The sequence below is a fragment of the Zhihengliuella sp. ISTPL4 genome (assembly GCF_002848265.1).
In the GTDB taxonomy this organism is placed as follows: domain Bacteria; phylum Actinomycetota; class Actinomycetes; order Actinomycetales; family Microbacteriaceae; genus Microbacterium.
Genome location: NZ_CP025422.1, coordinates 85,254 through 98,631, shown reverse-complemented (window position 1 = coordinate 98,631; position 13,378 = coordinate 85,254). Strand labels below are relative to the sequence as shown.

At 68.1% G+C, this 13,378-nt stretch carries 17 protein-coding genes; 4 read left to right on the top strand and 13 right to left on the bottom strand.

The annotated features are described in order from the left end of the window. Positions 1-17 precede the first annotated feature (17 nt). From CYL12_RS00450 to CYL12_RS00440, 3 genes are read right to left on the bottom strand one after another with little or no spacing between them, the layout of a single operon-like run. Positions 18-404, bottom strand: a complete 387-nt coding sequence (locus tag CYL12_RS00450) for a PLD nuclease N-terminal domain-containing protein (protein WP_101844541.1) — start codon at positions 402-404, stop codon at positions 18-20. Positions 405-443: 39 nt separating this feature from the next. Beyond that, positions 444-1,373: an aldo/keto reductase gene (locus CYL12_RS00445; RefSeq protein WP_101844539.1), complete on the bottom strand. Its 930-nt coding sequence runs from the start codon at positions 1,371-1,373 to the stop codon at positions 444-446. Between the two features lie 54 nt (positions 1,374-1,427). Further along, positions 1,428-1,622 carry a helix-turn-helix domain-containing protein gene (locus CYL12_RS00440; protein WP_101848613.1) on the bottom strand — a complete coding sequence of 65 codons (195 nt, stop codon included), beginning with the start codon at positions 1,620-1,622 and terminating at the stop codon, positions 1,428-1,430. Between the two features lie 118 nt (positions 1,623-1,740). Here CYL12_RS00440 and CYL12_RS00435 point away from each other — a divergent pair, with 118 nt between their 5' ends. The 3 genes from CYL12_RS00435 to CYL12_RS00425 are packed head-to-tail and all read left to right on the top strand — an operon-like array spanning position 1,741 to position 3,173. Further along, on the top strand, positions 1,741-2,112 hold the full coding sequence (locus CYL12_RS00435; RefSeq protein WP_233486795.1) for a helix-turn-helix domain-containing protein: 372 nt from the start codon (positions 1,741-1,743) through the stop codon (positions 2,110-2,112). Positions 2,113-2,136: 24 nt separating this feature from the next. Continuing rightward, on the top strand, positions 2,137-2,532 hold the full coding sequence (locus tag CYL12_RS00430) for an ImmA/IrrE family metallo-endopeptidase (RefSeq protein ID WP_101844534.1): 396 nt from the start codon (positions 2,137-2,139) through the stop codon (positions 2,530-2,532). Between the two features lie 38 nt (positions 2,533-2,570). Further along, complete coding sequence (locus CYL12_RS00425; RefSeq protein WP_101844532.1) at positions 2,571-3,173, top strand: GNAT family N-acetyltransferase; 603 nt, start codon at positions 2,571-2,573, stop codon at positions 3,171-3,173. A 24-nt stretch (positions 3,174-3,197) separates the two neighbouring features. Here CYL12_RS00425 and CYL12_RS00420 read toward each other — a convergent pair whose 3' ends face one another. Continuing rightward, complete coding sequence (locus CYL12_RS00420; RefSeq protein WP_025105563.1) at positions 3,198-3,404, bottom strand: hypothetical protein; 207 nt, start codon at positions 3,402-3,404, stop codon at positions 3,198-3,200. Positions 3,405-3,492: 88 nt separating this feature from the next. Here CYL12_RS00420 and CYL12_RS00415 point away from each other — a divergent pair, with 88 nt between their 5' ends. Continuing rightward, on the top strand, positions 3,493-4,104 hold the full coding sequence (locus CYL12_RS00415) for a flavodoxin family protein (protein WP_101844530.1): 612 nt from the start codon (positions 3,493-3,495) through the stop codon (positions 4,102-4,104). Positions 4,105-4,113: 9 nt separating this feature from the next. Here the strand turns inward: CYL12_RS00415 and CYL12_RS00410 are convergent, their stop codons facing one another. The 9 genes from CYL12_RS00410 to CYL12_RS00370 all read right to left on the bottom strand — a co-directional run bounded on the left by CYL12_RS00410 (position 4,114) and on the right by CYL12_RS00370 (position 13,358). Then, complete coding sequence (locus CYL12_RS00410) at positions 4,114-4,425, bottom strand: DUF7882 family protein (RefSeq protein WP_101844528.1); 312 nt, start codon at positions 4,423-4,425, stop codon at positions 4,114-4,116. Positions 4,426-5,272: 847 nt separating this feature from the next. Beyond that, positions 5,273-6,112, bottom strand: a complete 840-nt coding sequence (locus tag CYL12_RS00405; protein WP_233486794.1) for a sugar phosphate isomerase/epimerase family protein — start codon at positions 6,110-6,112, stop codon at positions 5,273-5,275. 25 nt (positions 6,113-6,137) lie between these two features. After that, positions 6,138-7,283, bottom strand: a complete 1,146-nt coding sequence (locus tag CYL12_RS00400; protein ID WP_101844526.1) for an ABC transporter ATP-binding protein — start codon at positions 7,281-7,283, stop codon at positions 6,138-6,140. Then, a complete protein-coding gene (locus CYL12_RS00395; protein ID WP_101844524.1) occupies positions 7,280-8,065 on the bottom strand; it encodes an ABC transporter permease in 786 nt (261 codons plus the stop codon). Before CYL12_RS00395 ends, CYL12_RS00400 begins: the two co-directional genes overlap by 4 nt. Continuing rightward, on the bottom strand, positions 8,062-8,982 hold the full coding sequence (locus tag CYL12_RS00390) for an ABC transporter permease (protein ID WP_233486793.1): 921 nt from the start codon (positions 8,980-8,982) through the stop codon (positions 8,062-8,064). Before CYL12_RS00390 ends, CYL12_RS00395 begins: the two co-directional genes overlap by 4 nt. 5 nt (positions 8,983-8,987) lie before the next feature. Beyond that, positions 8,988-10,091 carry an extracellular solute-binding protein gene (locus CYL12_RS00385; protein WP_233486792.1) on the bottom strand — a complete coding sequence of 368 codons (1,104 nt, stop codon included), beginning with the start codon at positions 10,089-10,091 and terminating at the stop codon, positions 8,988-8,990. Positions 10,092-10,215: 124 nt separating this feature from the next. Then, positions 10,216-11,064, bottom strand: a complete 849-nt coding sequence (locus CYL12_RS00380; RefSeq protein WP_101844520.1) for a PfkB family carbohydrate kinase — start codon at positions 11,062-11,064, stop codon at positions 10,216-10,218. Positions 11,065-11,067: 3 nt separating this feature from the next. Then, positions 11,068-12,099: an SIS domain-containing protein gene (locus CYL12_RS00375; RefSeq protein ID WP_101844518.1), complete on the bottom strand. Its 1,032-nt coding sequence runs from the start codon at positions 12,097-12,099 to the stop codon at positions 11,068-11,070. A 173-nt stretch (positions 12,100-12,272) separates the two neighbouring features. Further along, on the bottom strand, positions 12,273-13,358 hold the full coding sequence (locus CYL12_RS00370) for a LacI family DNA-binding transcriptional regulator (RefSeq protein WP_158297046.1): 1,086 nt from the start codon (positions 13,356-13,358) through the stop codon (positions 12,273-12,275). Positions 13,359-13,378: the final 20 nt, after the last annotated feature.

Sequence of the window (13,378 nt, the reverse complement as noted above, 5' to 3'; positions counted from 1 at the left end):
GCCGGACCGCTCGGCGGCTAGGACGAAGGAAGAGCGTCGTCTCCGCGCTCCCGACGACGCTTCTCGATCTCCTCGCGGAGCCGCCACTCCTCGATCTCCCGGTCGAGGTCCGCGATCTGCTGCTCGGTGGAGCGGACGTCGACCGGCGGCGCGGGGCGCGTGACCGCGGCCGTCGGGGTCGCCGGGCGCTCGGCGCGCCGCATCCGCGGGAGCGGGACGCCGGCGTCCCCGTACTCCCGGCCGATCGCGAACCACAGCGCACTGCCGATCAATGGCAGGAAAATCACGATGATGATCCAGATCATCTTCGGCAGGTACTTCACCTGCGCGTCGTCGCGCGTGATGATGTCGATCAGCGCACCGATCATCAGCGCGATGACCAGGAGCGAGAACAGGAACGGCATGGGTTCAGGGTAGACGACGCGCGGATCGGAGCGGAGGGGTCACGGCAGCAGGTGTCCGGCGGCGCGGAACAGCTCGTACCACTCGGCACGGGTGAGCGCGACCTCCGCCCCGGCCGCCGCCTCCTGGACGCGGTGCGGTGTCGTCGTCCCGAGCACGACCTGCATTCCGGCGGGGTGCCGGGTGATCCAGGCCGTGGCGATCGCTGTCGGGGTGACTCCATGGGCCTCCGCCAGACGCTCGATCACGGCGTTGAGCTCGGGGTAGTCCGGGTGCCCGAGGAAGACGCCGCCGCCGAAGCCGCTCTGGTACGGCGACCACGCCTGCACGGTGATGCCGTGGATCCGGCAGTAGTCGACGATGCCCCCGCCGTCGCGTCCGATGCTCTGGTCATGGCCCGCCATGTTCGCCGCCACGGGCTGCGCGATGATCGGCGCGTGCGTGAGGGACAGCTGCAGCTGGTTCGCGACCAGGGGCTGTTGCACCGCGGTCTTCAGCAGCTCGATCTGCGAGTGTGTGTGGTTGGACACCCCGAATGCCCGCACCTTGCCCGAGGACTCGAGGTGATCGAAGGCGCGGGCCACCTCGTCCGGCTCGACCAGGGCGTCCGGCCGATGCAGCAGGAGGACGTCGATGCGGTCGGTGCGGAGGGCCGCGAGCGAGCCCTCGACCTGCCCGACGATGTGGTCGTAGGAGAAGTCGAACATGCCCTGCGCCGGCACGATGCCGCACTTGGTCTGCAGCACGATCTCGTCCCGTTCCGCGGCACCGAGCTGCAGGGCATCGGCGAACCGCCCTTCGCAGTGGTGCATCCGCCCGCCGTAGATGTCCGCGTGATCGAAGAAGTCGATCCCCGCGTCGCGTGCCGTCCGGTACAGGTCGCGGATCTGCTCGTCGTCGAGGCTGTCGATGCGCATCATCCCGGCGATCAGGGCCGGAGCGGTCGTCGATCCGAAGGAAACGGTCTTCATGCGCCCACGCTACTTCATGGCACCGCCCCGGCCGAGGCGCGGGCGAGCATCATCTCAGGGCGCGCAGGGCAGCAGCCGCGTCACGGGGACGCCGAGGGCGGCGGCGATCCCCGCCACATCCTCCATCGTGAAATCCGCTCGCTCCTCCAAGAGGTCGCCCAGCGCGGCCGGAGCGATCCCGGTCTGCTCCGAGAGCTCGATGAACGACACTCCGGCGTGCAGCCGCGCGGCCTCTACCGCCGATGCCATCAGATGACGCAATTCTGTCCCCATGCGCCTACGATACCTTCACGCACGGACACTCCGCCGAGGAAAACAAGGCGATATGACGGCATCCTGCGCTCGCCTCGCTGCTAAGGTGAGCCGGATGAAGACAGCAGCCGAACAGTTCAACGAGGCGGTCGGCCGTCAGATGCGTGCGGAGATCGCGGCCGCGCGCAGCAGCATCGCCGCCATGGCGCGCGACGTGGGCATCGCCCGGAGCGCCCTGGACAACTACGTGACCGGCAAGCGCTCGATCCCCGTGCCCGTGGTCTACGCGGTGTGCGCCACGCTCGGCGTGGAACCGCATGTGCTCGTCGCCCGCGCCGAGGAGCGCCTGGCAGCCGACGGCATGTCGGCGGTCGTCACTCCCCTCCGGCGCCGCACCGATGTCGCCACCCCGCGCGATAATGCCCGCGAGGTCGCCTTCGAATCCGGATCCACCCGCGACACGGACACCGACGACCTCTACGAGTAGACGAGATCGACCGGACGGAGGCCCATGCAGCAGCTCCTCCGCCTGGCCGACGACCTCGGACTCCGCGTCATCGAACGTGCCGGGGCGACCCCCGGCGGCTTCCAGCCCCTGACACGCACGATCCGGCTCGCTCCCGGGATGAGCCGACGGACCACGCGCAGCATCCTCGCCCACGAACTCGGCCACGCGCACCTCGGTCACCAGCCGACCCGGCAGCCGGCCGTCCGCGCGCGGCAGGAGCGACAGGCCGACGAGTGGGCCGCCCGGCGCCTGATCACTCCGGCGGCTTATGCCGCGGCGGAGGAGCTCCGCGGACCGCACGTGGCGAGCCTGGCCTTCGAACTGGACGTGACGATCGAGATCGTCCTCGCCTTCCAGCGCCTGCTCCGACGGCAGGGAACGGTCGTCACGGCTGCCTGACGACCGGGCAGGGCCCCCGGCGCTGGTTGAATGGCCCCATGGCCTTCCTCCAGACCCCCGCCCCCGTCACTCTCACCGGCGAGCTCGTCGAGTTGCGTCCCCTCGACCGGTCGCATGTCGACGGTCTCATCGAGGCGGTCACGGAGGGCGACCTGTGGAGGAACGCCTGGTACACCTCGGTTCCGGCGCCGGAGGGCGTCGCGGCCGAGGTCGACCGCCGTCTCGGCCTCGTCACCTCCGGCGAGATGGTGCCGTTCACGGCCTTCGACGCCGCCGGGCGCATCCTCGGCCTGACGTCGTACTACGACATCGTCGCCGACGTCCCCCGGCTGCACATCGGCTACACCTGGAACCGCCCGTCCGCGCACGGCACAGGCACCAACGCCGAGTCGAAGCTGCTGCTACTGCGGCATGCGTTCGAGACGCTCGGCGTCTTCCGGGTCGGCCTGACGACCCAGTGGGTGAACTTCCAGTCCCGCGCGGCGATCGAGCGGCTCGGTGCGAAGCAGGACGGTGTGATGCGAGCGATGAGCCGTTACCGCAACGGTGCACTGCGGGACAGCGTGGAGTACTCGATCATCGAGCCGGAGTGGCCGGCGGTGCGGGCGAACCTCGAAGCGAGGCTCGCCCGGCGACGGTGAACGCGGGGCGCGGCCCCGCGGTGGTCACTCGGTCGGGCTGCCGGTCCAGTTCTTGGAGCGGCGAGTCGCGGATCCGCGCTGGCGCATCGCGAACCCGAGGGCGAGCGAGACGAGCAGGATGCCGCCGACGAACGTGAGCGCGGCGAGCGTGTCCGGCATCTCGTGGGCGATCCCCAGCAGCCAGAAGCCTCCGAGGAACATGATCATGAAGAAGAGGAAGCTGAGGATCACGGGATCTCCTGTCGTCGGTGCTCTACCAGGATAGCCCGGACGCGGAAAGGCCCTGTGCCTCCGCCCGGATCTCTGGTGGGGTCGGAGCATGGACACTCCGCTCACCGCCCTCGCGATCTCCTGCACGCTCAAGCCCTCCCCCGCGTCGTCGAGCTCCGATCTGCTCGCGCGCCAGCTGCTCGACGACCTCGGCGAGCACGGGGTGACGGGCGACCTCGTCCGCGCCGTGGACTTCGACATCCGCCCCGGCGTGGAGAAGGACATGGGAGAAGGCGACCAATGGCCGACCCTGCGTCAGCGCGTCCTGGACGCCGACATCCTCGTGTTCGTCACGCCCACCTGGATGGGCCAGCACTCCAGCGTCGCGCAGCGCGTGCTGGAGCGCCTCGACGCCGAGCTCAGCGAGACGGACGAGCAGGGACGCCCGATCCTCTTCGACAAGGTCGCCCTCGCCGGGGTGCTCGGCAACGAGGACGGCGCGCACCACATCTCCGCGATCCTCTTCCAGGCGCTCAACGACATCGGCTACACGATCCCCGCGCAGACCTCGGTCTACTGGAACGGCGAGGCCATGCAGACCGTGGATTACAAGGACCTCGACGAGACGCCGGAGGCCGTGAGCTCTGCGATCGCGACGGCGACGCGCAACGCGGCGCACCTCGCGCGGCAGCTCACCGCACAGGCGTACCCCGCCGAGTAGCGGAAGCGCTCAGTCGGCCGGGCCGTCGACGACCTCGTCCACGAGGCTGATGCCTCCCGACGAGCTCGCCTCGACCATCAGGGCCTGGACCCACTTGACGTTCAGCTCCGGCGTCTCCGGCTCCCCGAAGGTGAAGCGCAGCGGAATCGACGGATGCAGCCAGATCGTCGAGCGCCCAGGGACGTCGCCCTCGGGGTGCCGCCAGGACAGCGTGAAGCTCTCGTTCCGACGGAGTTTGGTCGCGATCGCGACCTTCAGATGGGCCAGGGCGCGGTCCTCGATCTGGATCTCGCTGCCGGAGCCGTACTGCATGGTTCCCATCCCTCGACTCTACGGCCCCGAGCGGCAGGGACGCGAGCAACGACACTCTCCCGCCTCTTCGGTGCGCAGGCGAGGATGCGAAGGCCCCCGGTGCCGCTCTCGAGGAGCCGCACCGGGGGCCTTCACCGCAGCGATGTGCTGGTGGACTGTACGTCGTCACTGGAGCCGACCCGGGATCGTACAGTTGACCCGCGTGTTTGCGCACGTTAGTCCTTTCCAAGACCCGGCATATCGCTCAAACTATTTGACCCTGCGTGCAACAGTTCGACTGATTCTCGTTCACCTGGCGCGAAACGGGGCTACTCTTCGATTGTCCAGTCTTGCTGCCGTCGGAACGGCGCGGCGTTGGCGACGGACAACACCACGCGATCCAGGACATCGAGGGGCTCGCTATCGGCTCCGGCCACTGGCCGCAGCTCTCCGCGCCCGCCCCTCTCCCCCACGGATCATCGACGCCGTAAGTCGCTGACGCTCTTAGGCCTGGGCCAACCGGAAACCTTGACACACCGCAGTTCCGGGGACCGCAACTGGCATCCGCCCAAGCCAACAACCTCCTTGCAGCAGTAAAGGATCGATCTGCGCGGCGGCCAGTTCGACTCGTCAATCCCACGCCGTCAGGCCCGACTACCTCGTTGATGCCGAAGCCAAAGGCGGAAACGGTCAACGTGTCGCGCTCCCCGATGACCCGACCCGTGTCTGGCTCAACTGTGCTTCCCTAACGCTCGCCGCCACGCAGTGCTTCGGTGCGACCGATCGCGATGGCATTCCTCCCGTCGAAGTTGGTGGCATCGGCCGCAGTTTCTCAGCCTCGTCATCCTCACATACGTGAAGTCGCGGCTGGGCTTGTCTATGGCCAGGACGCCAGGGCGGCACTCACGGCATCCTGGCACTGGCGGTGCGCGGCGAGCGGCTCCCGCGAGTACGCCGCACCGAAGATCTCGAACGACATCATCCCGTCGTAGCCGTGCCGTTCGAGAACGCGCAGGTAATCTGCGAGGGGCAGTTCGCCATCACCCCAGGCGCGATGCCCGGAGGGTGCGCCGTCGACGAGGTGCACGTGGGTGATGCGGTCGCCGAACGCCGCGTAGTACCCCTCGACCGTGTCACCCCCTGCGGCCATCGCCACCGTGTCTAGCGCGATCGTCATGTTCGAGTGGTCGACGTCGCGGTCGAGGCGCACCAGCGACTCGAGATCGAAGACGAGGTTCGACTCGCTGCGCTGTAACGACTCCACGACGCAGCGGATGCCGAGGGTCGAGGCATACTCCACGACCTGGTGCAGACCGTCGATCGAGCGCTTCCACGGCTCGGCAGGGTCCTCGTCCTCCCGGCCACGCCCCGGCGTGAGGAACAGCACCTCTCCGTCGAGCTCGGCGCAGATCTCCGCGGCGCGGCGAAACATCGCGATGCTGGACTCGCGCAGCCACCCGACGTCCGACCCAAGGTTCACCGGGTACATCACCTGCTCCGGGGTCAAGCAGTACAGCCGCTGCCCGCGATCGGACATCTGCTGACGCAGGCGCCGCACATCGGCATCCGTCGCGACCGGGATGTGCAGGTGCGGCGCGATTCCCCACAGTTCGATGCGCTCGCGCCCGAGCTCGACCATGTCGTCGAGGCAGCGCTCGAAGGCGAAGTTCTGGTAAACGAAGTTCGTTCCGGTGATCTGCGAGGCGTCGAGTGTCACAGTGGTCGTCCGTTCGGTGGGATGGTCAGTCGGCGGGGAGGAGCACGGCGTTCGCCGTGTCCCACTCGAGCCACGCCTGGTCGCCGACCGCGAGGTCGTCGCTCGTTCGCGGCCCGCGGACGAGGCCGGTGCTGCCGTCGGGCAGCCGCACCGTGTGGCGCCAGGCCGAACCGAGGTAGGTCGCCGACAGCACCGTGACCTCCACGCCGTCGCCCGTCGCGCTGGCGGCGCGCACGGCCGAGGCGGGGAGCAGCCGGAGGTTCTCGGGACGGACGAGGATCGCCGCGTCGTCGCCCTCGATCGTTCCTCGGGCGCGCAGCAGGGCGGGGCCGGACTGGATGTCGACCTCGCCGGCGTCACGCGAGACGACGGTGCCGCGGAACACGGTCGACTCCCCCAAAAAGGTGCCGACGAACAGGGTCTTCGGGCGCTCGTACAGCTCCTCGCCCGTCCCGACCTGCTCGATGTTGCCGTTGTTGAACACGGCGATGCGGTCGGACAGCGACAGGGCCTCCTCCTGGTCGTGCGTCACGTAGACGAACGTGGACCCCACCTCCTGGTGAATGCGCTTGATCTCCGACTGGAGCCAGTCCCGCAGCTTCTTGTCGAGCGCGCCGAGAGGCTCGTCCATAAGGAGCACCTCGGGCTGATACACCAGGGCGCGGGCCAGGGCGATGCGCTGCTGCTGCCCGCCCGAGAGCTCCGAGGGAAGACGGTCCCGGTACTCCGTCATGCGCACCATCTCGAGCGCGTCCCGCACCATGGCCGTGCGTTGCGCCTTCGGCACCCGGCGACGGCGGAGGGGGAACTCGATGTTCGCGAACACGTCCATGTGCGGGAACAGCGCGTAGCTCTGGAACACCATGCCGATGTCGCGCTTGTGCGGGGGAACGTTCGCGACCGAGCGTCCGTCGATCTCCAACCTGCCGCTCGACGCGGTCGTGAAGCCGGCGATCATGTTGAGCGTCGTGGTCTTCCCCGAGCCGCTCGGACCGAGGAACGTCATGAACTCGCCGGGGCGGATCTCAAGGTCGATCGACTTGACGACCGCCGTCGATCCGTACTTCTTCTCCAGGCCGAGGAGCGTGATGCCCCTGCTCGCATCGGCGCGCGCGGCATCTGCGTCCTGCGCGCCGTCCACGACGGCGGCCTTGATCGAGGTGTTGCTCATGACCGAGCCTTTCTCTTGCGTCCGGTGAGGGACTGCGCGATGCCGATGATGACGACGGAGAGCACCGTCACCAGCACGGCGACCGCAGCCACCGTCGGGTCGGTGTCCTGCGTGACGCTTCGGTAGATCTTGACGGGAAGGGTCTGGAGCCCCGGGGACTGGATGAACAGGGAGACGATGACCTCATCGAAGGAGGTCACGAAAGCGAACACGGCGCCCGCGATCACACCGGGCGCGATCAGCGGCAGAGTGACCTTGAAGAACGTCGTGACGCGGTTCGCGCCCAGGCTCGCCGCGGCGAGCTCGAGGCGGTTGTCGAGCCCCTGGATGCTGGTGCCGACGTTGAGGATCACGAGCGGCAGTGCGAGGGCGGTGTGCGCGAGGACGAAGCCGGCGAAGGTCCCCAGCAGCCCGTACTGGAGGAAGACCGAGTAAAGGCCGATCGCCAGCACCACGCCGGGCACCATCATCGGTGTCAGCAGGTAGTTCTCGATCAGGGAGCGGCCGCGGAACCGCAGCTTCGATAGGCCGAACGCCGCGAGCGTCCCGGCGACCACGGAGATCGCGGTCACTGTCAGGCCGATCTGGAGCGACAGCACGGTGGAGCGCACCCAGGAGCGGTCGTTGAAGAAGTTCTCGTACCACTGGAACGAGAATCCCTGCGACGGGAAGTTGAACGACGCCTTCTCGCTGAACGAGATTGGCACGAGCACCAGCGTCGGCAGGATCAGCCACGCGACGAGGATGACAGCGAAGACGGAGAGGACGCTCTTGAGTCTCATCGGTTCTGCGCTCCCGGGATCGTGAAGCCGCTCTTGGTGAGCTTCGTCACCAGGAACAGCGCGAGCAGCGCCGCCGCCAGCAGGCACACGCCGAGGGCCGTACCGCGCCCCCACTGGAGGAATCCGCTCACCTGGAGCTGGATCAGCGACGGGAACATCGGGTCCTTCGGCGACCCCAGAAGAGACGGGATGATGTAGAAGCCGAGCGCCAGGATGAAGACGGTGATGGAGCCGGAGAAGATGCCCGGCTTCGAGAGCGGCAGGAACACCTTGAAGAACGCGACGAGCGGCTTCGCACCCAGGCTCTGCGCGGCCGGGACGAGTCTCGGCTCGATGCGCGACAGCGAGGAGTAGAGGGGCATGACCATGAACGGCATGAGCACCTGGGCCATGCCGATCGCGACGCCGAGCGGCGTGCGGATGAGCTGCACGTGCCCGATGCCGACCGATTCGAAGAACGCGTTGATGGGGCCGGAGTCCTGCAGCAGCACGACCCAGGCCAGCGTGCGGACCAGGATGCTGGTCCACAGCGGCACCATCACCAGCATGGTCATGATCCCCCGCGTCCGATCCGAGACGATGGTCATCAAATACGCGTACGGGTAGGCCAGGAGCAGGCAGATGAGGGTGACGCTGAGGGAGATCACGAACGTCGTCAGCGCCGAGTTGAGCGCGAGCGGCGAGGTGAACACCCAGGCGTAGTTCTGGAAGCCGAACTCCGGGTCGGTCACGCTCACGACGATCACCACGATGATCGGGAAGATGAAGAACAGCGTGATGAGCAGGAAGGCCGGCGCTGTGAGGAAGAGGTGACGCGATGCGTCGCGCCACCCCTCCCGTCCGCGCGGTGAACCGGAGCCTGCCTTGCCGACGAGCTGGATGCGCTCGGTCTCGGTCTGGTTCGCCGTGACGTTCACGTGTGTCAGCTCCCGGCGACCCAGTCGGCCCACTCGGCGGAGAACTGGTCCCAGTTCTCGACCCAGTAGTCGATGGAAACCGCGTGACCGGTGTCGAGGTGGTCGGAGACGAGCCAGTCGGTCAGGGGCTCGGACACCGCCGGCTTCGCGTCGACGTTGACCGGTGCGTACGAGGTCAGCTCGCTCGCTGCGGCCTGCTGGTCGGCGCCGAGCATGTAGTTGATCGCCGCGAACGACGCGTCGACGTTCGCCGAGCCCTTGGGCACCGCGATGCCGTCGACCGCGATGACCCACTCGCCCCACATCGGCACGATGGGTGCGCCGGCGTTGGCCGCCCCATAGCCCCGACCGCTCCAGACGAGGGCCATGTCGACCTCGCCGCTCTCGAGCTGCTGCTGGGACTGCGCACCGCTGGTCCACGGCACCAGGTCGGAGCCCAGCGCGCTGTAGGCCTCGAGACCGGCGGTGAAGTCCTCCGGAGTCAGGTCGTCGAAGTCTGCGTCGTTCGCGACCATCGCGAACTCGACCGCCGGAGCCTCCATCCACGGCGTCACGGGAACACCGCGCTTGCCGGGGAACTTCTCGGTGTCGAAGAAGTCGGCCGCCGTCTGCGGGGCGTTGTCGCCATACGTGTCGGCGTTGTACGCGACGACGTAGCCGTAGAAGATGTTCGGAACCATGCAGTCACCGGCCAGCGTGCCCTCGGGCACCTTCGACAGGTCGACCTTGTCGGGATCGATCTCCTCGTAGAGCTCGCCGCAGTAACGCTCGACCTCGATCGCCGACGACACGACCATGTTCCAGTCCACGTTGCCGGAGTCGACCATCGCACGCAGCTTCGTCAGCTCGAAGGCGTCCTGCTCGACGACGGCGCCCGACTCCTTGCCGAACGGCTGCCAGATCGCCGTGTCCTGACCCTCCTGGGTGATGCCGCCGTTCCCGGCGTAGACGAGCGTGATGCCGTCGAGAACGTCCGACTCGATCTCGCCGGCGACCGCGGGTGCCAGGTCGAGCTCCTGATCGGCTCCTGCGTCGCCGCCCGTCGAGCATCCGGCGAGGACGACGGCGGTCGTCAGCGCCAGACCGGTGGCGGCGAGCCCCTTCCTCATTCGTGCATTCATTGCATACCTCACCTTTCGCGCGTGTCAGCGGGTTCCGATCACGCTTTCCAAGCCCCCGGCGCTACCTTGCGCCGCTGGTAAAACAAACTGAAACAAAGATAAACACGTTAATTCAAGCCCTGTCAATAGGGCCATTACCGGCCCTCGTCGCGAACTCCGACAGCATCCGCTCGTGGCCGAACGATCCACGATAGGTGCAGGTCTCAGCCGCGAACGAACTTGCGGAGTCCAGAGCGGCCTGCGGGTCCTGGCCCCGCAGCAGCTCCGTCAGCAGGCAGGTCTGGAACGCGTCGCCGGCCCCGATCGTGTCGACGACCCGGGTGGGCTTCGCGGCCTGCTCGACCACCGTGCCCTGCGTCATCGCGACGGCGCCCTGCGCACCGCGCGTCACGAGCGCGAACCCCGCGCCGAGTCCGACGGCCGCATGCAGCAGCTCGACGCACTCGTCGTACGCGACGTCGTCCCGCGAGAACGTGGCGACGGCGACCAGCGGCAGCAGCGGAGCGGCGTAGTCCAGATCCCGCTTCGAGAAGTCGAAGGAGATCGGAGCCAGCGTCGCCATGCGGTCGAGCTCGTGCTCCACATAGCTGCTGTGACCCGTGTGGATCCAGTCCACCCCCCGCAGGAACTGCAGGTCGTCATCCCTCAGGCGCAGCGTCGCCTCGGGCGGCGTGTGGGCGATGAATCGGCGGTTGCCGTCGTCGTCGACCACAACGTCCGTCGTCGGGTTCGGGCCATCCTGACGCTGCACGCGCGAGGCGTCCACGCCCTCCGCCTCGAGGCACTCCTCGATGAATCGGGCGCTGGCGTCGGAGCCGACGATGCCGATGTAGGCGGACGACACCCCCAGGCGGCTCGCGAACACCGCAGCGTTGGTCGCGCTGCCTCCGGGGAACGCGAGCCCTTCCTGGGGATAGCGATCGAGGACGTTGTCGCCGATCGCGCACATCGAGAGCGTCATGGATCAGTACGCGACCCGGTGCATGTAGCGACGCTCGTCCAGGTCGTGCCCGGTCACGGACTCGAAGTGGTCGGCCAGGCGCATCGTGATCGAGGCCGTCGGGATGTGCTGGACGAGGGCGCGGCTGGACGCCTCGATGCCCGGCAGCTCGAACTGCGCGACGTCGAGCACCCGGTAGTTGGCGTTGTACTGGTCGAGGAACGTGATCGCCCGCTCGGCGTGAGCACGCGTGGCGTCCTGGCCCGAGAAGAGGATGTACGGCTGGTTGTTCTGCGCGAGCTCGAACGGGCCGTGGAAGAAGTCGCCGGTGGTGAAGTGCGTGGACTTTTTCCACTGCATCTCGACGAGGTAGCAGACCGAGAGCAGGTAGGCGAGGCCCGTGAGGTTGCCCGATGCGAGCACGAACACGTTGTCGGCGAATCCGTACGAGGCGGCGATCTCGGCCAGGTGATCCTCGTAGGCTTCGGTCGCGTCGAGCGTCGCCTGCGGGATGCCGTCGAGAGCGGTTCGCCCCGCCTCGACGTCGTCGGAGATGCCGGCGGCCTCCAGAATCGAGTACGCGAGCTCGGTCAGCAGCACGTACTTGGCGCTGGTGATGCTGCGGTCGCTGCCGTAGACGAGGGAGTGGTCCGCGGCCGCGGCGAGGTCGTTGTCGGCGCCGATCGCAAGGGAGACGACGAGTGCGCCCTTTTCCTTGGCGGTCTGGGCGGCGAGGACGGTCTCGGGGGTGCCGCCGGAGTGCGAGGCTGCGACGACGAGGTCGGTGGCACCCACGTTCAGTACGTACTGGGCGTTGAACTCGGCGGCGTTGAGGTTGAAGGTCGGGATCGGGAGGCGGGAGAGCTGCAACTGCAGGGCGACCGGCACCGACGAGGCCCAGGAGCCACCCATGCCGACGAACAGGATGCGGGTGATGCCGCGCCCGCGCACGTCGGCGGCGATCTGCTGCGTCAGACCTCGCTGGGAGACGGCGCCCTCCAGCGTGGAGACGAGGTCGGCCTCGATCGGGCGAAGCGGCGTGAGCACCTTAGTCATTGCGAACCTTCCGGGAGATCATCTTGTGAGAACGTTCTCACTTTCGATGAAAACTAACAGAGGCGTCCGGACGACGTCAAGAAACCAGACGGTCACGGATCGGTAACCATCGGGTCCGATCCTGACGATCCCGCGCCGACTCGGTCCGGTAGCGAAGAGGCGCCCGACGCGTCTCAGCCGCGCGGAGCGACCGAGCCGCGCTCGATGAAGGTCGCGGGCTCTGTGAGGATGCGGGCCGGGGCGTCCATGCCGTCGACCCGGTCGAGGAGCATGCGCGCCGCCGCCTGCCCCATGGCATAGGAGGGCTGATCGATCACCGAGATGCCCGGCGCCGCGAACTCCGTCCAGTCCTGATTGTCGAATCCGATGAAGGACAGCTCCTCCGGCACGCGGAGGCCGGCGCTGCGCACGGCGCGGTACGCCCCGAGCGACATGGAGTTGTCCGTCGTGACGATCGCGGTGGGAGCGGCGTCACCGGCGAGCAGCGCCGTGGTCGCCCGCTCGGCCGCGTCGATCGAGTACGCGCCGCTGCGCACGATGAGCGACTCGTCCAGCGGGATCCCGCGCGTGCGGTGCGCCCGCACGTAGCCGATCAGGCGCGTGATGCTCGGCGAGAAGTCGAACGCGCCCACCCCGTCGACCTCCGAGCCGAGGGCCTCGAACAGCCGATCGACCTCGGAGTCCGGGGAGAACTCCCCGACGATGGCGACGCGCTCGTGCCCGAGGTCGAAGAGGCGGATGACCGCCGCCTCGATGGCCGTCGGCCCGTCGATCACCACGGCATCCGTCTCGAACCGCGCGCTGGCGCGGTCGACCATGACCAGCGGCCGGCCGCCCTCGCCCCAGTGCCGGAGGTGGTCGACACGGTTCGGGTCGCTGGGCGAGATGATGATGCCGTCGACGCGGCTGCTCTCGAGGATGCCGAGCGATTCGACCTCGGTCTCCCAGTCCTCGTCGCTGTTCGTGATCAGCACCGTGTAGCCGCGGCCGCGGGCGACGTCGGTGATGCCTCGCACGACGCCCGCGAAGAACGGGATATGCACGTCGCCGCAGATCACGCCGATCGACCGCGTGCGGCCGGTGATCATGCTGCGCGCGAGCTCGTTCGGACGGTAGTTCAGACGCTCGGCGGCCAGCTTCACCGCTTCCCGCGTGGAGTCCTTGACGCGTCCGTAGTTGCCGAGCGCACGAGCCGCGGTCGCGGTGGAGACGCCCGCCGCGCGGGCGACCTCCACGAGGGTCGGGGCTTGGCGGGACACGCCTCGTAGGCTACCGCACG

Bases quoted from the DNA above. Each gene is read 5' to 3' on its own strand.
- CYL12_RS00430 (WP_101844534.1), top strand. From the start codon at position 2,137: ATGCAGCAGCTCCTCCGCCTGGCCGACGACCTCGGACTCCGCGTCATC.
- CYL12_RS00440 (WP_101848613.1), bottom strand. From the start codon at position 1,622: ATGGCATCGGCGGTAGAGGCCGCGCGGCTGCACGCCGGAGTGTCGTTC.
- CYL12_RS00400 (WP_101844526.1), bottom strand. From the start codon at position 7,283: ATGAGCAACACCTCGATCAAGGCCGCCGTCGTGGACGGCGCGCAGGAC.
- CYL12_RS00445 (WP_101844539.1), bottom strand. From the start codon at position 1,373: ATGAAGACCGTTTCCTTCGGATCGACGACCGCTCCGGCCCTGATCGCC.
- CYL12_RS00415 (WP_101844530.1), top strand. From the start codon at position 3,493: ATGGACACTCCGCTCACCGCCCTCGCGATCTCCTGCACGCTCAAGCCC.
- CYL12_RS00380 (WP_101844520.1), bottom strand. From the start codon at position 11,064: ATGACGCTCTCGATGTGCGCGATCGGCGACAACGTCCTCGATCGCTAT.
- CYL12_RS00375 (WP_101844518.1), bottom strand. From the start codon at position 12,099: ATGACTAAGGTGCTCACGCCGCTTCGCCCGATCGAGGCCGACCTCGTC.
- CYL12_RS00425 (WP_101844532.1), top strand. From the start codon at position 2,571: ATGGCCTTCCTCCAGACCCCCGCCCCCGTCACTCTCACCGGCGAGCTC.
- CYL12_RS00395 (WP_101844524.1), bottom strand. From the start codon at position 8,065: ATGAGACTCAAGAGCGTCCTCTCCGTCTTCGCTGTCATCCTCGTCGCG.
- CYL12_RS00435 (WP_233486795.1), top strand. From the start codon at position 1,741: ATGAAGACAGCAGCCGAACAGTTCAACGAGGCGGTCGGCCGTCAGATG.
- CYL12_RS00410 (WP_101844528.1), bottom strand. From the start codon at position 4,425: ATGGGAACCATGCAGTACGGCTCCGGCAGCGAGATCCAGATCGAGGAC.
- CYL12_RS00450 (WP_101844541.1), bottom strand. From the start codon at position 404: ATGCCGTTCCTGTTCTCGCTCCTGGTCATCGCGCTGATGATCGGTGCG.
- CYL12_RS00385 (WP_233486792.1), bottom strand. From the start codon at position 10,091: ATGAGGAAGGGGCTCGCCGCCACCGGTCTGGCGCTGACGACCGCCGTC.